This window comes from Streptomyces sp. NPDC038280, assembly GCF_055600045.1.
Map to the genome: position 1 here is coordinate 19,404 of NZ_JBVJYZ010000004.1, position 18,607 is coordinate 38,010.

Annotated in this window: 17 protein-coding genes; 10 read left to right on the plus strand and 7 right to left on the minus strand. The window is 72.8% G+C overall.

From position 1 onward, the window contains the following. The first annotated feature begins 34 nt into the window (after positions 1 to 34). Positions 35 to 3,250 (plus strand): tetratricopeptide repeat protein, encoded by a 3,216-nt coding sequence (locus ACZ7J0_RS10880; protein ID WP_470886103.1) that lies wholly within the window; start codon positions 35 to 37, stop codon positions 3,248 to 3,250. 24 nt (positions 3,251 to 3,274) lie between these two features. Here ACZ7J0_RS10880 and ACZ7J0_RS10885 read toward each other — a convergent pair whose 3' ends face one another. The 3 genes from ACZ7J0_RS10885 to mca all read right to left on the minus strand — a co-directional run bounded on the left by ACZ7J0_RS10885 (position 3,275) and on the right by mca (position 5,098). Then, positions 3,275 to 3,856 (minus strand): TetR/AcrR family transcriptional regulator, encoded by a 582-nt coding sequence (locus ACZ7J0_RS10885; RefSeq protein WP_470886105.1) that lies wholly within the window; start codon positions 3,854 to 3,856, stop codon positions 3,275 to 3,277. Between the two features lie 131 nt (positions 3,857 to 3,987). Continuing rightward, positions 3,988 to 4,224, minus strand: a complete 237-nt coding sequence (locus tag ACZ7J0_RS10890) for a hypothetical protein (protein WP_470886107.1) — start codon at positions 4,222 to 4,224, stop codon at positions 3,988 to 3,990. Beyond that, the gene (gene mca / locus ACZ7J0_RS10895) at positions 4,217 to 5,098 is read right to left on the minus strand and encodes a mycothiol conjugate amidase Mca (protein ID WP_470886108.1); all 882 of its coding nucleotides are present in this window, start codon (positions 5,096 to 5,098) and stop codon (positions 4,217 to 4,219) included. Before mca ends, ACZ7J0_RS10890 begins: the two co-directional genes overlap by 8 nt. Before the next feature lie 96 nt (positions 5,099 to 5,194). On the opposite strand from mca, the gene ACZ7J0_RS10900 reads away from it, so the two are divergent. From ACZ7J0_RS10900 to ACZ7J0_RS10915, 4 genes are all read left to right on the plus strand, one after another. Continuing rightward, positions 5,195 to 5,596 carry a DUF4307 domain-containing protein gene (locus ACZ7J0_RS10900; RefSeq protein WP_470886110.1) on the plus strand — a complete coding sequence of 134 codons (402 nt, stop codon included), beginning with the start codon at positions 5,195 to 5,197 and terminating at the stop codon, positions 5,594 to 5,596. Positions 5,597 to 5,762: 166 nt separating this feature from the next. Continuing rightward, positions 5,763 to 6,260 (plus strand): transcription elongation factor GreA, encoded by a 498-nt coding sequence (greA, locus tag ACZ7J0_RS10905; RefSeq protein ID WP_470886112.1) that lies wholly within the window; start codon positions 5,763 to 5,765, stop codon positions 6,258 to 6,260. Between the two features lie 116 nt (positions 6,261 to 6,376). After that, a complete protein-coding gene (locus ACZ7J0_RS10910) occupies positions 6,377 to 8,752 on the plus strand; it encodes a protein kinase domain-containing protein (RefSeq protein WP_470886114.1) in 2,376 nt (791 codons plus the stop codon). Between the two features lie 20 nt (positions 8,753 to 8,772). Then, entirely contained in the window at positions 8,773 to 11,064 is a 2,292-nt protein-coding gene (locus tag ACZ7J0_RS10915; protein ID WP_470886115.1) for a protein kinase domain-containing protein, read from the plus strand. Between the two features lie 81 nt (positions 11,065 to 11,145). On the opposite strand, the gene ACZ7J0_RS10920 is transcribed toward ACZ7J0_RS10915, so the two are convergent. From ACZ7J0_RS10920 to ilvA, 3 genes are all read right to left on the minus strand, one after another. After that, entirely contained in the window at positions 11,146 to 11,997 is an 852-nt protein-coding gene (locus ACZ7J0_RS10920) for an ABC transporter permease (RefSeq protein ID WP_468708008.1), read from the minus strand. Next, positions 11,994 to 13,031, minus strand: coding sequence for an ATP-binding cassette domain-containing protein (locus tag ACZ7J0_RS10925; RefSeq protein ID WP_470886117.1), 1,038 nt, complete (start codon positions 13,029 to 13,031; stop codon positions 11,994 to 11,996). Before ACZ7J0_RS10925 ends, ACZ7J0_RS10920 begins: the two co-directional genes overlap by 4 nt. A 247-nt stretch (positions 13,032 to 13,278) precedes the next feature. After that, positions 13,279 to 14,508 carry a threonine ammonia-lyase gene (gene ilvA, locus ACZ7J0_RS10930; protein ID WP_470886119.1) on the minus strand — a complete coding sequence of 410 codons (1,230 nt, stop codon included), beginning with the start codon at positions 14,506 to 14,508 and terminating at the stop codon, positions 13,279 to 13,281. Positions 14,509 to 14,654: 146 nt separating this feature from the next. Here ilvA and ACZ7J0_RS10935 point away from each other — a divergent pair, with 146 nt between their 5' ends. From ACZ7J0_RS10935 to ACZ7J0_RS10950, 4 genes are all read left to right on the plus strand, one after another. Then, a complete protein-coding gene (locus tag ACZ7J0_RS10935; RefSeq protein WP_468708011.1) occupies positions 14,655 to 15,167 on the plus strand; it encodes a MarR family winged helix-turn-helix transcriptional regulator in 513 nt (170 codons plus the stop codon). Positions 15,168 to 15,235: 68 nt separating this feature from the next. Continuing rightward, positions 15,236 to 15,712 (plus strand): sigma factor-like helix-turn-helix DNA-binding protein, encoded by a 477-nt coding sequence (locus tag ACZ7J0_RS10940; protein WP_470886121.1) that lies wholly within the window; start codon positions 15,236 to 15,238, stop codon positions 15,710 to 15,712. Next, positions 15,709 to 15,957: a hypothetical protein gene (locus ACZ7J0_RS10945; protein ID WP_470886123.1), complete on the plus strand. Its 249-nt coding sequence runs from the start codon at positions 15,709 to 15,711 to the stop codon at positions 15,955 to 15,957. The genes ACZ7J0_RS10940 and ACZ7J0_RS10945 overlap by 4 nt, the downstream gene beginning before the upstream one ends. Positions 15,958 to 16,032: 75 nt before the next feature. Beyond that, complete coding sequence (locus ACZ7J0_RS10950; protein WP_470886124.1) at positions 16,033 to 16,224, plus strand: DUF1059 domain-containing protein; 192 nt, start codon at positions 16,033 to 16,035, stop codon at positions 16,222 to 16,224. 62 nt (positions 16,225 to 16,286) lie between these two features. On the opposite strand, the gene ACZ7J0_RS10955 is transcribed toward ACZ7J0_RS10950, so the two are convergent. Then, the gene (locus ACZ7J0_RS10955; RefSeq protein WP_470886126.1) at positions 16,287 to 17,441 is read right to left on the minus strand and encodes a cystathionine gamma-synthase; all 1,155 of its coding nucleotides are present in this window, start codon (positions 17,439 to 17,441) and stop codon (positions 16,287 to 16,289) included. A gap of 59 nt (positions 17,442 to 17,500) precedes the next feature. On the opposite strand from ACZ7J0_RS10955, the gene ACZ7J0_RS10960 reads away from it, so the two are divergent. Further along, positions 17,501 to 18,601 (plus strand): hypothetical protein, encoded by a 1,101-nt coding sequence (locus tag ACZ7J0_RS10960; protein ID WP_470886128.1) that lies wholly within the window; start codon positions 17,501 to 17,503, stop codon positions 18,599 to 18,601. The last annotated feature ends 6 nt before the right edge of the window (positions 18,602 to 18,607 follow it).

The window sequence follows — 18,607 nt, forward strand, 5'->3', positions numbered from 1 at the left end:
CCGAAGCGGATTCGAAGCTCTCGTAGGGGGACATATGCGGGACGGCCACCGGGCGGAAGCCGAGCGGCTGTTGGTGCGGGCCGTGGAGGAAGAGGTGCGCCGCTCGGGTGGGCGCTCGGACTCCGCGGTACTGCTGGCGCGCGGCCGGGCCGCGCTGGACGGCATGGCGGCGAGCGCGGCCGAGGAGTACGAGGCGTATCTGCACGCCCTGGAGGAGGCGGAGGCCGGGCAGCGGTCGCTGGCCGAGCGGTTCAGCAAACAGTCGGTGGGAACACCCGTGCTGGTCACGGCCGTTGCCGCGGCCGCCGCGATCGGCGCCGATGTCGCGCTGGGCACGGCGACCGGTGTCGCGCTGGGCGCCGGGGCGGTCGTCGCGGTGGCCGGGGCCGCCGCCACCGTCGTCAAGGTGACCGCGTCGCACTGGCCGGCCGCCCACCGCAGGGCGGGGGCGCTCGCCCAGCCGGGCGGCCCCGAGCAGCTGCGGCTGCAGTGGCTGACGGCGCTGGACGTACGGGGCATCCGTCCCTTCCTCGACCAGCAGCGAATGCTGCTCGCCGCGAAGAAGCCCGCGCCGAAGGTGCCGCAGCTGCGCGGCGGCGACAAGAGCGCGGCGGCCCGCAGGCGCAATGTGCTGGAGCAGTCCTTCGGCCATCTGCCCGACTCGGGCGGGCCGTTCGCCGGTCGTCGTCAGGAGCTGGCGCAGATCGCCCAGTGGGTGCACGCGGCGCGGGCGTCGACGCGGACCAGGCCGACGGTCGTGGTGCTGCACGGGGAGCCGGGCGCCGGCCGCACCACGCTGGCGATCCGGGCAGCGCACCAGCTCCGGGACCAGTTCCGGGGCGCGTGCGTCGTCGACATGCGCGGCGGCAGTACGGGCGAGAAGCCGCTGACGACCCGGGAGGCGCTGCTGCATCTGCTGAACCGGCTGGGCGCTCCGCGCGAGCAACTGCTGTTCCGGGAGCGGTCCTCGGCCGAACAACAGGTCCGCAGGCTCGGCGAGTTGTACCACCAGCAGCTGACCGGGCTGCCCGTGACCGTGGTCCTGGACGACGCACACGACGCCTCGCAGGTGCGCACGCTCATCCCGGAGCGCTCCGACAGCCTGGTCCTGGTGACCTCGCGGGAGCCGCTCGACCTCGGGGAGGACGTACCGGCCTGGGTCCACCAGCTGCCCGTGCCGGGGCTGGACGCGGCGGGGACCGAGGAGCTGCTGCGGGCGGTCGCCCAGGAGCCGGACCAGGGCCCCTACGACTCCGAAGCGGTGGAACGGATCCGGGAGTTGTGCGGCGGCCTTCCGCTGGCGCTGCGGGCCGCCGGATCGTCGGCCGCCGGCCGGTCCACGGCCGAGTTGGCCGGTCTGCTGGAAGGACCGGGGCCCCAGCTCGAACGGGCCCTGTCGTTCCGGTACGCCACCGGCCTCGGCGAGGACGCGCGGCGGCTGCTGCGCCGGCTGGCCCTGGCCGGCCGGGCCTCCCTCGGCGCGGCGGCCGCGGCCGCGCTCCTCGGCCTGCCGGACGAGCAGGCGGCGCAGCCCCTGCTGCGCGAGTTGGCCGGGGCGGGGCTCCTGGAGCACGTGCGCGGCGAGCGCTACCGGCTGCACGACTCCGTACGGTCCTTCGCCTCGGCCCGGCTGACCGCCGAGGAGGAGGCCGGCGAGATCACCGCCGCGCAGGAGCGGCTGATCCAGAACTACGCGGAGCTGGCCGACGCGGTGATCCGGATGGTCGACGGCAAGATGTCCACGCGGGCCGGGCAGTTCGGCGGGCACGGCTTCACCTCGCTCGACGCGGCCCTGCGCTGGCTGGACGACGAGTCGAGCTTCATCACGGCCGCCCTGCGCCACGCCGAGGGCGTCGACCAGCAGACCGTACTGAACCTGCTGGGCGCGCTCTGCGACTACTGCCTGCTGCGCGGCGACCTCTACCGGCTCGGTGAGATCAACGAGCTGACCGAGGCCGTCGACCAGGGGCTGCTCGTCCGCTCGGTGCGCTGGCGCACCGGTATCGCGGCCCGTCAGCTCGGCGAGCTGGACAAGGCGCGGACGACCCTGACCTCGGTGGTCTCGCTCTACCAGGAGGCGCACCAGGACGCGGGCGCGGCGCTGGCGCTGTGCTCGCTCGGCATCACCCTGCACCACCAGGGCAATCTCACGGAGGCGGCGGCGAAGCTGCGGGAGGCGCTGGAGCTCCAGGGGCCCGACGACCTGGCCGCCGACCGGGCGTGGACGCTGCACGCGCTGGCCGCCGTCGAGCGGGACCGGGCCAATCTCGCCGAGGCACTGACCCTGCTGGACACGGCGCTGTCCCTGCACCGGGAGAACGAGTCCCTGCACGGCGAGGCGTGGGCCCACTTCCAGCGCGGCCAGGTGTGTCTGCGCATGGGCGATGTGGTGCGCGCGGAGGCGGAGCTGACCGAGGCCCTCGAGCAGTACGGCCGCACCCGCGACGGGCGCGGGGAGGCATGGGCGCTGACCCAGCTGGCCCGGGCCCGGCTGGTGGCCGGCGACCCTGCCGCGGCCGTCGAGGAGCTCACCAGCGCGCTGGGGCGGCACCGCGACAACGAGGACGCGCGCGGCGAGGCCTGGACGCTCTACTACCTCGGCCAGGCGCTGGAGGAGCACGGCGAGCGGGACGAGGCGGTACGGGAGCTGGAGCGGGCGCGCGCGATGTTCTCCCGGATGCGGGACGTGTACGGGCTGGCCTGCGCCCGGCACCACTCGGGCCGGGTCACCCGCGACCAGCGCGCCGCCCAGACCGGAAACCTCCGCAACTCCGGCTTCGCCCGCCAGCTCCTGGTCGACGCCCGCGCCGACTTCCACCGCATCGGGGTGGCCCACGGCGAGGCCTGGACCTGTCTGGAGCTCGCCGTCGTCGACGCGGGCAACAACAAGGCGCCCCAGGCCCTGGAGTTGTGCGACGAGGCGGTGGGCCTCTTCCTCTCCTACGGCGACCGGCGGGGCGCGGACTGGGCCCGCTTCCTGCGCTGCACCCTGCTGCCGTACGCCTCCCCGGGCGGTGTGGAGGTCGGCACTGTGGTGGCCGAGGAGGAACTGGCCCGTCTGCGCGAGGAGTCGCACCCGACCCGGGACGGCCAGCTGGAGGACTGCGCGGAGGCGTACGCGCTCGTCCTGGAGCGGGGTGTGCGGCTGGAGGCCGGATGGCAGGCCTGGCAGCTAGGGATGTTCCCGAACCGGCACGCGCGGGAGGTGATGGGCGTCCCGGTGGGGGCGGAGCAGGGCAGGGCGTCATGAACGGGCAGGGCGTCATGACGGGGCTCAGGACGTCGTCGTCACGATCCGTTCGACCGCGGCCGTGACGAGCTGGTCGCGCTCGGCCTCGGAGAGGACGTCCGGCAGGGTGAGCTGTTCGACGATGAGCCAGTTCAGCGCCAGGTACAGCAGCCGGACGGCGGTCGCGTCGCCGGGCAGGCCCGAGCCCTCGTGGTAGGCCACATTGGCGTCGAGGTCGGTGCGGACCCGCTCGGTCAGCACCTTCCTGAGCTCCGGGCGGCGGGTGGCCTCCAGGCGCAGTTCGAGCAGCGCCAGATAGCCGGTCCGGAAACCGCTGACACGGCCGACGAGCTCGCGCATCAGCAGCGCGTACCCCTCCCGGTCCGGCCCGCTCGCCCGCTGCCGGGCGATGGTCGCCTCGTCGGGCTGGAGCCGTTCGTAGACCCGGGCTCCCGCCTGGGTGAGCAGCTCGTCGCGGTTGGCGAAGTAGTTGGACGCCGTCCCGGTGGGGACGCCGGCCTCGGCGTCGACGGCCCGGAAGGTCAGGCCCCGGGCGCCCTCCCTGGCCAGTACCTCGATGGCGGCGTCGACGAGGGACGCCCGCCGCTCGGCGTTCCTGCGGGCCATGGGACCACTCCTGCCGTCGTGCTCGGCCTCCTACCACTACAGGCAGAGTACTACCGGCGCCCGAAGGCGTTCCGGGCATGCGCCATGGCTCCATGACGCGGGGCGTCATGGAGCCGGGTGGCGCGGTGCCGCTACTTCCGGGCGGCCGGCTCTCCGGTCTTCGTGGCCGGCGCCGACGGGTCCGGGGCCTCCTCGAAGGAGACCCTGCCCATGTGGCGGTTCATCGACTTCATCAGCAGCCAGACGCCCACCGCCATCACCGCGAAGACGACGAAACCGAGGATCCCGGGGGTCACCTTGTTCTCGTCGAGCTCCTTGGCCAGCGGGGCGAGCTGGGTCAGTGCCACGTGTGCGCTCATGTCAGGCATTGTCGCGGATGCCCGCGAAGAGGTCGCTCTCGGGGAGGGAGGTATCGACCAGGGACTTGGCGAGCTCGTACTCCTCCGTGGGCCAGACCTCCTTCTGGATCTCCATCGGCACGCGGAACCAGCCGCCGTCCGGGTCGATCTGCGTGGCGTGGGCGATCAGGGCCTTGTCCCGCGTCTCGAAGAACTCCGCGCAGGGAACGAACGTGGTCAGCGTGCGCTCGGCGCGCTGGAACTCCTTCCAGCGCTCCAGCCACTCGCCGTACGGCGACTCCATGCCGCGGTCGAGCAGCGCCTCGTGCAGCGCCAGCGTGCGCGGACGGTTGAAGCCCTGGTTGTAGTAGACCTTCAGCGGCTGCCAGGCCGGGCCGAACTCCTGCTCCGGGTACTTCTCGGCGTCCGTCGCGCCCTCGAAGGCCACCATCGTGATCTTGTGGGTCATGATGTGGTCGGGGTGCGGGTACCCGCCGTTCTCGTCGTAGGTCGTGATGACCTGCGGACGGAAGGCGCGGATCTTGCGGACGAGCTCGCCCGCCGCCTTGTCGATGTCCTCCAGGGCGAAGCAGCCCTCGGGCAGCGGGGGCAGCGGATCGCCCTCGGGGAGGCCGGAGTCGACGAAGCCGAGCCACTCCTGCTTGACGCCCAGGATCTCGCGGGCCTCGTCCATCTCCTTCCTGCGCACCTCGTGGATGTTCTCCTCGATGTACGCGTCGCCCTGGAGCTTGGGGTTGAGGATGGAGCCGCGCTCGCCTCCCGTGCAGGTGACGACCAGCACGTCCACCCCCTCGGACACATACTTGGCCATCGTGGCCGCGCCCTTGCTCGACTCGTCGTCGGGGTGGGCGTGAACGGCCATCAGTCGCAGCTGCTCAGTCAAGACTCGATCCTCAGTGATTCGTCGCGTCGGGCGGCTTCTATAGTGACGGAATCGGGGGGCGGAAAATTCCCTGCCCTTACGACGAGAGGAAAGAGCATGAGCGCGGTGCGCGAGGGGCTGCCCGAGGGCCGCTACGGCCGCTCGGCGGACGAGCGCGCCGACCGCAAACTCATGATCGCCGGCATGGTGCTCGGCGCTCTGTTCCTGGCCCTGATGGGCTGGTTCGGCTGGTATTACGTCGTCGACAACAAGATCAGCGCCGAGATGATCAAGTTCGACGTGGTCAGCGACACCGAGGTGCGGGTGCACCTGGAGGTGCGCAAGGACAAGGACGCCAAGGGTTCGTGCACCCTGCGCTCCCGGTCCGAGAGCGGCAGCGAGGTCGGCCGCAAGGACGCCCGCTTCGAGCAGTCCGCCGACCGCATCGACCAGGTGATCACGGTCCGGACGACCGCGAGGGCGACCAGCGCCGAGCTGGTGGGCTGCACCGCCGACTGAAGCGGCAGCGCGCCACCCCGCTGACCTGCGGAGACGATAATCACGGGGGTTTTGTCCTCCCCCTTTGCCCGCGGAATTGTTAGGCTCGTGGTTTCGCCCATCCAGGAAGGCACATCCTTCTGGGTAGGGCGATGCTTTGTATATCCAGTACCTACGAGGAGCACCTGTGACCCAGACCAGTGAGAACGTCACCTGGCTCACCCAGGAGGCGTACAACCAGCTCAGGGCCGAGCTGGAGTACCTGTCTGGTCCCGCGCGCACCGAGATCGCCACCAAGATCGCGGCAGCGCGCGAGGAGGGCGACCTGCGCGAGAACGGCGGGTACCACGCGGCCAAGGAGGAGCAGGGCAAGCAGGAGCTCCGCGTCCGCCAGCTGACCCAGCTCCTGGAGCACGCCAAGGTGGGCGAGGCGCCCGCGGACGACGGCGTGGTCGGACCCGGCATGGTCGTCACCATCGCCTTCGACGGCGACGAGGACGACGCCATGACCTTCCTGCTCGCCTCGCGCGAGTACGCGAGCGCCGACATCGAGACGTACTCGCCGCAGTCGCCGCTCGGCGTCGGCGTGTGCGGCAAGAAGGTCGGCGACGACGCGGAGTACGAGCTGCCGAACGGCAAGAAGGCCGCCGTGAAGATCCTCGGCGCCAAGCCCTACACCGGCTGAGCCCCTTCCTTCCGCTTCTTCCGCAAGGGCCGGACCCCCCGGGGTCCGGCCCTTGCGCATGCCCCAACTCCCCCCGGGCGCCCGTGCGATGATGCGGGCCGGTGGATCTTGAGGGGATGGGGCACGTGCTGGGACCGCTGCGCGAGGGGGCGCCACTGCAGATCGGACCGTACGAGGTCCTGGCCCGGCTCGGCGCCGGAGGCATGGGCGAGGTGTTCCTGGCCCGGGAGCCGGGCGGCTCCTTCGTCGCCGTGAAGACCGTGCGGCGCGACCTGGCGGGCGATCCCGCCTTCCGTGACCGCTTCCGCCGCGAGATCAAGGTGGCCCGGGTCGTCGACAGCGCCTACGCCGCGGCGCCCGTGGGCGGTGACCCCGACGCCGAGGTGCCGTGGCTCGCGACCGCGTACGTCCCCGGGCCCAGCCTCTCCCAGGCGGTGCGCCGGCACGGGCCCCTGCCCGTCGAGACCGTACGGGCGCTCGGCGCCGGCCTCGCCCGGGCGCTGGGCGACCTGCACACCGCGGGGGTGCTCCACAGGGACCTCAAACCCGGGAACGTCATGCTGGACGCGGCGGGCCCCCGGGTGATCGACTTCGGCATCGCCCGCGGCAACGGCGCCACGACGATGACGGCCACCGGAATGATGGTCGGCACACCCGCCTTCATGTCCCCCGAGCACGTCGCCGGGGCGCGCCGGGTCGTCGGGGCGTCGGACGTCTTCTGCCTCGGCTCCCTGCTCTGTTACGCGGTGACCGGTGAGGACCCCTTCGGGGACGGGCCGGTGGCGGCCGTCCTCTACCGGGTCTCTCGGGCCGAGGCGGACCTGGGCCGGGTGCCGGCCGAGGACGGACTGCGGGACGTCCTCGCCGCCTGCCTGAGCGTCGAGCCGGGCCGGCGGCCCACACCCGAGCGGCTGGCCACCCTGCTCGGCGGGGAGCGGGCGGTGACCTGGCCCGCCGGTGTCCAGGAGCACATCGGGGAGTACCGCGCCGAGCTGGCGCGGGTGGCGGCGGCCGGGACGCCCCTGCTGCCGGTGGCCCCCGCCCCCGCTCCGGGGGTGCACCAGCTGCCGACGATGCCGCCCGCCCCTCCGGCGGCTGCGCCTTCCGCCCCCCGGCGCGCGCGCCGGGCTCTGCTGCCCGCCGTGGTGGCCCTCGTCGTGCTGGGCGGCGCGGCGCTCGGGTACGTCCTGCTGCGGCCGGAGGACGGGAAGAAGCAGCCCCCGGCCAAGGCCGACCCGCCCGCCTCCGGACCGCTGGCGCCCGGTGTCGACGACCGGGGCCTGGCCGACTCCTCCGGAGTCGTCCCGCAGAGCGCGTCCCAGCGACCCGCGGGCTGGAAACCCTGGCGCGCGAAGCTGACGGCGCCCGCGCTCGGCTGCTCGGCCGGGACGGCCGTGCTGGTGTGCCGGACGACGGACGGGCGCTACGAAGCACTGGACACCGCGAACGGAAAGCCGCTGTGGAGCGCGGACCTCGTCGAGGACGCCCGGGACGACATGAGCTTCGTCGGCCCCACCGGCGCCGTGTTCCTCGCCGGCGCCACGGCCCGCCCCACCGTCCACGACACCGCCGTCGTCCTCGTCTCCGGGGACAGGCTGCAGGTGCGCGACGCACGCACGGGCACGGTCCGCTGGGAGAAGGAGGCCTGGGGCTCCCAGGGCCTCGCCACCCGGCCGCTCGTCGGCGACGGGGTCGTGTTCGCCGCGACGAGGACGGCGGGCGAGACGGACTCCGAACAGGTCGGCATGACCGCGTTCTCCCTCGCCGACGGCACGCCGCTGTGGACGAAGGCCCTGACCAACGCGGTGATCCCCAACTCCGACAAGCGGTCCTTCGAGCCGGTGGCCTTCGCCCGGCACCAGGTGTTCGCGCTGAGCGACGGCGGTCTCGTCGCCTACGACGCGAAGACGGGCACCCTGCGCGGCCAGGTCGAGCAGGACGCCGAGGCGTGCGCGGAGCTGAAGGTCCTCGGCGCCCTGTCGTACTGCGCGGACGTCTCCTACGACCGGGACGGGCAGGAACGGCTCCGGGTGCTCGACTCCGCCACGCTCGCGTCGAAGAAGGACCTGCCCGCGCCCGTGGAGAAGCTGCGCCCCGACGTCGTGGGCCCGAACGCGCTCATCACCTTCGACGGCGGCCTGAGGGTCCACGCCCCCCGGGACGGCCGGCGCCTCGGGCAGTACCCGGCGAAGGCCACCCCCGCCGGCCTGGAGCAGGACTGGTCCACTCCGCTGCTCGCCGGTGACCAGGTGGTGTACGCCGACTTCTCCGCGCTCTACACCGCGCGGCTCGGCAAGGACGGCACGCCCGCCGGGCTGCGGACCGTCCCCGTGCCCGGCGCACCCGGCCCGCGCGCGGGCGAGGGGTTCGACCCCGTGTTCGGCGACACCTTCGCGCGCAGGGTCCGCGCACCCGAGGTGCTGCCGATCGGCGGGATCGCCCACATCGTCTACGACAAGGGCGTCGTCGCCTCCGTAGAGCTGCCCAAGTGACGCACTGAGAGGACCCTTCCGTGCTCGAAGCCCTGCCCGCCGGGCAGCCGCCGCGTCTCGTCGGCCCGTACCGTCTCCTCGCCCGGCTCGGCGCCGGGGGCATGGGCGAGGTGCATCTGGCCTCCCGCGCGGACGCGCCGACGGCCGATCCGTACCGGATGGCCGCCGTGAAGACCGTCCGGGGGGACCTGGAGGTGGACGACGACTTCCGGGCCCGGTTCCGGCGAGAGATCACCGCGGCGCGGGCGGTGAGCAGCCCTTACGCCGCGCTGCTCGTCGACGCGGACGCGGACGCCCCGGCGCCCTGGCTGGCGACGGAGTACGTACCCGGACCCTCGCTCGCGGAGGCGGTGACCCGGACCGGACCGCTGCCCGTCGCGGCGGTACGGGCGCTGGGCACCGCGCTCGCCACCGCGCTGGACGCCGTGCACGCGGCGAAGGTGCTGCACCGGGACCTGAAGCCCGCGAACGTGCTCCTCGGGCCCGCGGGCCCCAAGCTCATCGACTTCGGTATCGCCCAGGCCTTCGAGGCGACCGCGCTGACCTCGACCGGCATGATCATGGGATCGCCGGGGTTCATGTCGCCGGAGCATCTGACGGGCAGCCGGGCCGTGGTGCCCGCGTCGGACGTGTTCTGTCTGGGCGCGGTGCTCGCCTTCGCGGCGTCGGGGCGCGGCCCCTTCCACGACGACGAGATGGCCGCGGTGATCTACCGGATCAGCCGCGCCGAGGCCGAACTGGACGGCATACCCGATGAGTTGAGACCGGTGGTGGAGCGCTGCCTGCGGCTCGACCCGGCCGGGCGGCCGTCGGCGGGACAGCTCGCGGAGCTGCTGGGGTCCGGGGTGCCCACGGCGTTCCCCTGGCCGGGCGGGGTCCTGTCGCTGCTGGCCGAGTACGGCGACGGCGCGCGGCGCGTCGGCGAGGCGGCGGCCTCGGGGGCGGGCGTGGCGGATCTGCCGACGGTGGGTCCCCGGGTGCCGTACTCGCCGACGGCGCACGGCTTCTCACCGGTGGTGGTGCCGTCCGGGACGGGACCGCGCCGCCGCGCGTGGGGACGGATCGCGGCGGGCGCCGTGGCGGTGACGGTACTCGCCGCCGGTGGTGTCGTCCTGCTCAACAGCCCTGAGAAGCAGGCCGGTTCGACGGGCGGGACGGGCGCCGGACCGGGAGCGACGTCCCCCGTCGTGGGGGACAGGCCCGCCGTCACGGAACGTGTCGTCCTGCCGTACGGCGGCGAGGGGCGCACCGGCGACTTCGGCACGGCGGGCTCCGAACGCTCCGCCCGGCCGGCCGGCTGGTCGCCCTGGTCGGTGAAGGCCGCGCCGGGCGTCGGCCCCTGCGTGCTCGGCGGCGACGTCCTGATCTGCACGGAGCCGGGGGGCGGGGCCCTCGCGCTGCGGGCGGCGGACGGCCGGCGGCTGTGGTCGAAGCCGGGACGGGGCGCCGAGCCCCGGCTCACCGCGCAGTACCCGGCCCTCCACGGCGGAACGGCGTTCGCCACGGGACCGGACGGCATCACCGCGTACCGGCCGGCCGACGGGAAGCAGGTCGGGCACATGCCCCCGCCCCAGGGCGACTGGGCGGTGAAGGGCACGGACGCCGTCGGCGGCGTCCTCTACAGCACCTATGTCAACACCCGCGACGAGCGGTCCGGGCTCGTCACGGCCGTCGCGCTCGCGGACGGCGGGAAGGAGCTGTGGAAGGCACCCCTCGACGCTCTTCCGGAGGTGCCGGTGGCGGCGGGTGGCCGGGTGTTCGTCCCGGTGGGCGGGGTGCCGTTGGCGCTGAACGCCCGTACCGGAAGGGAGACGGCGAAGGGCGCCGAGAAGGACGTCTGCTGGTCGCTCGTGGTCCACGAGCGGCGGGTGCTGTGCCGGGGCGCCGCGGCGGGCGGGATCGCCGTGCTGGACGCGGCGACGCTGAAGCCGCTGCGGACGATCGGCGCTGGGGTGTCGCCGACCGCCGCGCCGGCCGTCAGCGGCCGCGGAATCGTGGCACTGAGCGACGGCGACCAGCTCTACACATACGACCTGGAGACCGGCCGTGAGCGGTGGCGCCGCAGCGCGTCGGACGCCGGTGACCTGCTCTACTTCGCGGGTGACCGGCTGCTGTCGGGGGGCGGCACCACGGTGGTCTCGCTGCCGCTGGAGGACCCGCCGACCGATCCCCTCCGCTACCGGAGCACGCGCCTGAAGGGGCCGGAGGGCACGGACGGTTCCGAGGACGGCCCGGTGGAAACGCTGACCGCCGGAGGGGCGTTGTTCATGTCCCACTCCGGCGGTCTGGTGGTCTCCGGCTACGTGCCCTGACCGGCGTCCCTCGCGACCGGCCCCTTCACGCCGACTGCTTCACGCCGGCCCCTTCACGCGGACTGCTTCACGCCGGCTCCCTCACGCCGTCGCCGAGCGGTACTTGCGTACGGCGAGGGTCCTGAAGACCAGCAGGATCACCAGGGAGAAGAGCACCGAGGCGAGGACGGGATGCTGCATCGGCCAGGCGTCGGACTGTACGACACCCGGGTTTCCGAACAGCTCACGGCAGGCCTGGACCGTGGCGCTGAACGGGTTCCAGTCGGCGATGTGGCGGATCCACGGGGTCATGCCCGCCGTCGGCACGAACGCGTTGGAGATGAACGTGACCGGGAAGAGCCAGATCAGCCCGCCGGAGGTGGCCGCCTCGGGCGTGCGCACCGAGAGCCCGATCAGCGCTCCGATCCAGGAGAAGGCGTACCCCAGCAGAAGGAGCAGCCCGAACGCGCCGAGCACCTGCCCCAGGTCCGTGTGCGTCCGCCAGCCGACCAGCAGTGCGACGATCGCCAGGACGACCAGCGTGAGCGCGGTCTGTACGAGATCGGCGAGCGTGCGGCCGGTGAGGACCGCGCCGCGGGCCATGGGCAGCGACCGGAACCGGTCGATGAGGCCCTTGTGCATGTCGTCGGCGATGCCGGCGCCGGCGCCCGCGGTCGCGAAGGTGACCGTCTGGGCGAAGATGCCGGCCATGAGGAACTCGCGGTACTGCTGGGGGCTCGTACTGCCGTCGACGACCATCGAGCCGCCGAAGACATAGCTGAACAGCACCACGAACATGACCGGTTGGATGAGGCCGAAGATGACCATCTCCGGGATCCTGGTCATCCGGATGAGGTTGCGTTTGGCGATGACCAGAGAGTCGCTGATCGACTGGGCCACGCCCCCGCGCGGCCTCGGCGCCGCGACCTGTGGGGTGTCCGTCACTGCGGTCACTTCCCCGCCTCCTTACGGGCCTTGGGCGCGTTCTTGCCGGTGGCGTCCTTCGTGGCCTCGCCGTTCTCCTCGTCCGCGAGTTCGGCCGCGTGGCCGGTCAGCGAGATGAAGACGTCGTCGAGGGTGGGGCGGCGCAGACCGATGTCGTCGATCTCGACGCCGACGGTGTCGAGATCGCGGATGACCTCCGCGAGGAGCTTGGCCCCGCCGGTGACGGGAACCGTGAGCTTGCGGGTGTGGTCCTCCACCGAGACCTCGCCGTGGCCGACGCCCGCGAGTCCGTAGCGCGCCAGGACGTCGCGGGCCGGCGCGATCATCTCCCTGTCGTGGACGACGACTTCGACACGCTCGCCGCCGGTCTGGGCCTTGAGCTGGTCCGAGGTGCCCCGGGCGATGACCTTGCCGTGGTCGACGACGCAGATGTCGTGGGCCAGGTGGTCGGCCTCCTCCAGGTACTGCGTGGTGAGGAGCAGGGTCGTGCCTCCCGCGACCAGTTCCTGGATGATGCCCCAGAGGGCCTGGCGGTTGCGCGGGTCGAGGCCGGTCGTCGGCTCGTCCATGAACATCACGGGCGGGGAGACGACGAGGGCCGCGGCGAGGTCGAGCCGGCGGCGCATACCGCCGGAGTACGTCTTCGCCGGGCGGTCCGCGGCGTCGGCGAGGGTGAACCTCTCCAGGAGCTCGTCGGCCCTCTTCTTCGCCGCCTTGGCGTTCATCTGGTAGAGACGGCCGACCATCTGGAGGTTCTCGCGGCCGGTCAAGTACTCGTCGACGGCGGCGAACTGGCCGGACAGGCCTATGGAGCGGCGGACTTCGTTGGGGTGCTTGAGCACGTCGATTCCGGCGACGACGGCCCGTCCGCTGTCGGGCTGGAGGAGCGTCGTGAGGACGCGCACGGTGGTCGTCTTCCCGGCGCCGTTGGGGCCGAGCAAGCCCAGGACGGTGCCCTCGGGAACATCGAGGTCCACGCCGTCCAGAGCCCTTACGTCACCGAAGGTCTTGACCAGACCTTCGGCATGGATCGCGCCTGGCATACGGGTTCTCCCAGTGGTGGCAGGTGCTGCGTTGTGATGACCCTCGGGGTGTTTTCTCCCCAAAGCTTAGGTTTGCCGGGGCCTCAACGCCCAATGATTTGTGAGCCGAGCCACACGGTAACGCGATACATCGCGACCTACAAGAGATTTCCGCGCCCGGGCGTGCGCCGACGGGCGGTTGCGCGCGGCCCCGGGCCGGCGCGGCGACCGCGCCACCCCTGCGAGTGCCGTCGCGGCCACTGAGGGCTCAGGCGATGACCGTGTAACCCGCCTCGCGCAGCGCCGCCGCGACCTCCGCGCAATGCTCGGGACCCTTGGTCTCCAGATGCAACTCGACTTCCACCTCGGTCAGTCCAAGGCGCGGGTCGGTCCGCACATGCCCCACGTCCAGGACGTTCGCGTCGGCCGCGGACAGCACCCCGAGCAGCGTCGCGAGAGCACCGGGCCGGTCCGTGAGCCTCAGCCGCAGCGACAGATAGCGGCCGGCCGCCGCCATGCCGTGGCGCAGGATGCGCTGCATCAGCAGCGGGTCCACATTGCCGCCCGACAGGACCGCGACCACCGGCCCCCGGAAGGCCTGCGGATCGCTCATCAGGGCTGCCACCGGGCTCGCGCCCGCGGGTTCGACCACCATCTTGGCCCGCTCCAGGCAGAGCAGCAGCGCGGAGGAGAGCGCGTCCTCGGAGACGGTGCGCACCTCGTCGACGAACTCCTCGACGAGGTGGAAGGGAACATCCCCGGGGCGGCCCACCTTGATGCCGTCCGCCATGGTCTGCGGGGAGGAGATCGCCACCGGATGTCCGGCCTTGAGCGAGGGGAGATAGGCGGCGGCGCCCTCCGCCTGGACGCCGATCACCTTCACATCGGGCCGCAGGGACTTCACCGCGACCCCTATACCGGCGACGAGACCGCCGCCCCCGACCCCGACGACGATCGTCCGCACCTCGGGGCACTGCTCCAGGATCTCCAGGCCGACCGTGCCCTGCCCCGCGATGATGTCGGGGTGGTCGAAGGGGTGGATGAAGACCGCGCCCGTCTCGTCCGCGTACTCCTGCGCGGCGGCCAGCGTCTCGTCGACCACATGACCGTGCAGCCGCACCTCGGCGCCGTACTCCCGGGTCGCGGCGACCTTCGGCAGCGGCGCCCCGACCGGCATGAAGACGGTCGCGCGCACGCCGAGCAGCGCCGAGGCGAGCGCGACACCCTGCGCGTGATTGCCCGCGGACGCGGCGACGACACCGGCCGCCCGCTCCTCGGGCCGAAGCCCCGCGATCCGTACGTAAGCGCCGCGCAGCTTGAACGAACCGGTGCGCTGGAGGTTCTCGCACTTGAAGTGGACGGGCGCTCCCACCAGCCGCGACAGATACCGGCTGCCCTCCATCGCCGTGATTCTCGAGACCCCCGAGAGCATCTTCTGCGCCCCCAGGACGTCATCGAGGATCAGGGGGTGCAAGGGGCCAGTCCTACGGAAGGTCATGACATCAAGTCTTGCAGCTCACCGGCCGGGCGGCCGCCCGGCCGCCGGGCATCCCACGGGTTTGCGCAGCGCCGGTACGGACCCGGGCCGCTCCGCGTACTCTGTCCCCCACCAACCGACCACCGCACGAGAGAGCCCCCACAGCCATGCCCACATCTCAGGACATGACGACTGAGCTTGACCCCGGTCTCCTCGATGCCCTCCAGCACCAGGTGGCCGTCTTCGCCCGCCGCGCGGAGCAGACGCGCCTCGGCGGCACGGGGCAGCTCCGCAACTCGATGGACCGCGCCGCGTACCTGCTCCTGAACCGGCTGGACCAGGAGGGTCCGATGGGCGTCAAGGCGCTGGCCGCCGGCATGGGGATCGACTCCTCCACCGTCACCCGCCAGGTGGCCCCGCTCGTCGACACCGGCCTGGTCAAGCGCACCTCGCACCCCGAGGACGGCCGCGCGGTCGTCCTGCAGCTGTCCCCGCGCGGCCTGGCCCGGCTCGAGGAGGTCCGCTCCTCGCGGCGCGAGCTGATGGCGCAGGTGACCGACGGGTGGACCGAGGAGGAGCGCACGTCGTTCTGCACCCTGCTCACCCGCTTCAACTCGGCGCTCTCCGCCCGGCAGTCGGGCCTGCCGCCCGCGGAACCCGAAACTCCGCCGGCGTCCTGAAACCCCACTCCGACAAGGGCACCGCCGACCTCTTGACCAGGGCCGCGTGACTGGCCTCATATGAGGACGTGCGAGAGCGGCAGGCAGCTGGAGAGCGCCACCGCGCCCGGGAGTTCGAGGCCTTCGTCGCGGGCGCGGCCGGGCGACTGCTGCATGCCGCGACCCTGCTCACCGCCGAGCGGCCCGGCCGCAACCCGCGCGCTCGCCGCCTCCTCACGGCGGCCCTCGCCCGGACCTACGCCGGCTGGGACCGGCTGCGCGGCGAGGACCCGTACGACCGCGCCCGTCAGGAGCTGGCCGCCCGCTTCGCCCGCACGGCCTGGCGCCATCACCGCGGCCAGGGCGGTGTCCTGGCCCGGCTCTCCCCCCAGGAGCGGCTCATTCTGGTGCTGCGGCTGTACGAGGGCGTGGCCGAGGAACAGACGGCTGCGCTCCTCGGACTGCCGGTGGAGCGGGTGAGGGCCATCTGCGCCCGCTCGGTCGCCGCGATGCACGGCCCGCCCCCGCAGCCCCCGGGGCGCCCCGCCCGGCCGGTGACGCCATGACGCCGAGCCGCAAGGAGGACGAGGTCCGCCGCATGCTGGACGGGCCGCATCCCGCGGTCCCCGCGGACCTGGCCGCGCGCGCAGCCGAGCGCGGGAACACCCTGCTCCACCGCCATCGGGCGCTGCGACGTGCGGGATGGCTGGTCCTCGCGTGCGCGGCGGTCGCGTTCCTGGTGTGGGCGTCGGTCACCGAGCCGTGGTCGGTGCCGCCGGCCGAGACCTCTCCCCCGCTCGAAGGCTGGTGAGTCCAGCGCTCGAAGGGCGGCGGGCGCGGCCGTAGCCTGGAGGGAGCGGCACGCCGTTCGAGCCGAGGAGCAGCCATGACCAGGAAGTACGCCGACTGCAGGGACACCCCGAGCGTCGCCAACTGCTCGCTTTACATCTCCGGCGAGGAAGAGGAAGTCGTCAAGGCCGCGGCCGAGCACATGGAGTCCGTGCACGGCCACACGGACACCGCCGAACTCCGCGAGGAGATCCGGGCGTCCCTCAAGGACGACACACTCACGGCCTGAGCGCGACGAGCGTGTGCGAGGGAGCACCCGGACCGCCGTCGGTCCCGGCCCTTGGACAGGTTCTAGCCGAGCGCCTGGCGCAGATCCGCCAGCAGGTCGTCCACGTTCTCGATACCGACCGACAGACGCACCAGGTCCGCCGGTACCTCCAGCGCCGACCCCGCGACACTGGCGTGCGTCATCCGGCCCGGGTGCTCGATCAACGACTCGACGCCGCCGAGGGACTCGCCGAGCGTGAACAGCCGCGACCGGTCGCACACGGCGACGGCCGCTTCTTCGCCGCCCGTGACCTGGAAGGAGATCATGCCGCCGAACGCCTTCATCTGCTTGGCGGCGATCTCGTGACCCGGGTGCTCCGGCAGGCCCGGGTAGAGGACCTTGGTGACCTTCGGGTGCTGGGTGAGCATCTCGGCGATCTTGCCGGCGTTCTCGCTGTGCCGGTCCATCCGGACGGCGAGCGTCTTGATGCCGCGCAGCACCAGCCAGGAGTCGAAGGGGCCGGCGACGGCGCCCATCGCGTTCTGGTGGTAGGCCAGCTCCTCGCCGAGCGTCTCGTCGGCCGCGATCAGCGCGCCGCCGACGACGTCGGAGTGGCCGCCCATGTACTTGGTCAGCGAGTGCACGACGACGTCCGCGCCCAGCGACAGCGGCTGCTGGAGATACGGGCTCGCGAACGTGTTGTCGACGACGAACGTGGCGCCGACCGTGCGCGCCACGTCCGCGATCGCCGCGATGTCGGTGATGCCGAGCAGCGGGTTCGAGGGGGTCTCGACCCAGATGACCTTCGTACGCTCGTTGGCCGCGGCGCGCACCGCCGCCGGGTCCGAGGTGTTCGCGACGGAGAAGTCCACGCCCCATCGCTGCACGACCTTGGCGAAGAGCCGGAACGTGCCGCCGTAGGCGTCGTCCGGGATGACCACGTGGTCACCCGGCGCCAGCAGCGTACGCAGCAGGCAGTCCTCGGCGGCGAGGCCCGAGGCGAAGGCGAGACCGCGCCGGCCGCCCTCCAGGGCCGCCAGGTTCTCCTCGAGCGCGGTCCGGGTCGGGTTGGCGCTGCGGCTGTACTCGTAGCCGCCACGCAGGCCGCCCACACCGTCCTGCTTGTACGTGGACACCTGGTAGATGGGCGGGACGACCGCGCCGGTCAGCGGGTCGGCGGTGTTGCCCGCGTGGATCGCGCGGGTCTCGAAGCTCTGGTGGGTGTGCTCGTCGCTCATGAACCCTGAGCGTAGTCCCGGCCACCGCTGCTCCCCGAACCGTCCGGGACAATGGCGTCATGGAGATTCTCTGGTTCCTGCTCGCGATGGCCATGCTGACGGCGGTCGTCGTTCCGTTCGTACGGCACCGGGGCGGTATCCGCCAGGTCGCACCCGGCTCGCCGGACGCCGCCGACCCGGACGCGTACGGCTTCGTACGGCAGGAAGAGCTGGACGTCCGGCTCCCCGGCCCCGACGAGGACCTCCTCGACGTCCTCGACGTGGTGCAGCGGACCCAGGACTGGCGGGCCGCCTCCCAGCTGCTCGCCGGCACGCCCAAGGAAGGCGAGGTGCGCTGGCAGCGGGTGCAGGCGTTCGCCGGCGCGGCGTCACTGGAGCTCCAGCAGCGGCCGGGAGTCGGCGGGGCGTGGCTGCGGGCCTGGCGCGCGGAGGCGCCGAAGGACGCGGGCGGCGCGGCCGTGCACGCGGAGTTCCTGGTGCAGCAGGCGTGGCGCTCCTCGTCGGCCGGCACCGACGACTTCCGGATCATCCTCGAAGAGGCCCGTACGGTCTGCGAACAGACCGCCCTCCTGGCCCCCGGCGACCCGGTCCCGTACATCGTCGAGCTGGCGGTGGCGCGCGGCCTCGGCTACGCCCCCGACCGGTTCGACCAGGTGTGGGCGAAGGTCATCGACCGCGCCCCCCAGCACATGGGCGCCCATCTCGCGGCCCTGCACTACTGGTGCGAGAAGTGGCACGGCTCCCGCGAGGAGGCGGACCACTTCGCGACGACCGCCGCGGCCCGCGCCCCGGAGGGCTCCCTGCTGGCGGCGCTGCCGCTGTTCGCGGTGTACGAGCACCTGCCCGAGGTGAATCTGGTGCAGGGCTTCTACCGCAGCACGGTGGTGACCAAGGCGATGGAGGGCGCGCTGTACGCGGCCCGGTCGGCCCGGGCCGACGACCCGATGCTCGCGCACGTACGCCATCTGCTGGTCCTCTTCCTGGTCCGCGCGGAGCGCTGGGCCGAGGCGATGGAGCAACTGGTCCATGTCGACGGCCACATCGGCGCCCTGCCGTGGACGCTGGACGGCGACCCGGCGGCGGAGTACACGGTGTACCGGAACCTGGCCGTGGCGGGATACGAGGCGAACGGCGGGAACCCGGCGACGCTGCCGGGCTAGCGCGGG

Bases quoted from the DNA above. Each gene is read 5' to 3' on its own strand.
- ACZ7J0_RS10880 (WP_470886103.1), top strand. From the start codon at position 35: ATGCGGGACGGCCACCGGGCGGAAGCCGAGCGGCTGTTGGTGCGGGCC.
- ACZ7J0_RS10885 (WP_470886105.1), bottom strand. From the start codon at position 3,856: ATGGCCCGCAGGAACGCCGAGCGGCGGGCGTCCCTCGTCGACGCCGCC.
- ACZ7J0_RS10890 (WP_470886107.1), bottom strand. From the start codon at position 4,224: ATGCCTGACATGAGCGCACACGTGGCACTGACCCAGCTCGCCCCGCTG.
- ACZ7J0_RS10900 (WP_470886110.1), top strand. From the start codon at position 5,195: ATGAGCGCGGTGCGCGAGGGGCTGCCCGAGGGCCGCTACGGCCGCTCG.
- ACZ7J0_RS10910 (WP_470886114.1), top strand. From the start codon at position 6,377: ATGGGGCACGTGCTGGGACCGCTGCGCGAGGGGGCGCCACTGCAGATC.
- ACZ7J0_RS10925 (WP_470886117.1), bottom strand. From the start codon at position 13,031: ATGCCAGGCGCGATCCATGCCGAAGGTCTGGTCAAGACCTTCGGTGAC.
- ilvA (WP_470886119.1), bottom strand. From the start codon at position 14,508: ATGACCTTCCGTAGGACTGGCCCCTTGCACCCCCTGATCCTCGATGAC.
- ACZ7J0_RS10935 (WP_468708011.1), top strand. From the start codon at position 14,655: ATGCCCACATCTCAGGACATGACGACTGAGCTTGACCCCGGTCTCCTC.
- ACZ7J0_RS10945 (WP_470886123.1), top strand. From the start codon at position 15,709: ATGACGCCGAGCCGCAAGGAGGACGAGGTCCGCCGCATGCTGGACGGG.
- ACZ7J0_RS10950 (WP_470886124.1), top strand. From the start codon at position 16,033: ATGACCAGGAAGTACGCCGACTGCAGGGACACCCCGAGCGTCGCCAAC.
- ACZ7J0_RS10955 (WP_470886126.1), bottom strand. From the start codon at position 17,441: ATGAGCGACGAGCACACCCACCAGAGCTTCGAGACCCGCGCGATCCAC.
- ACZ7J0_RS10960 (WP_470886128.1), top strand. From the start codon at position 17,501: ATGGAGATTCTCTGGTTCCTGCTCGCGATGGCCATGCTGACGGCGGTC.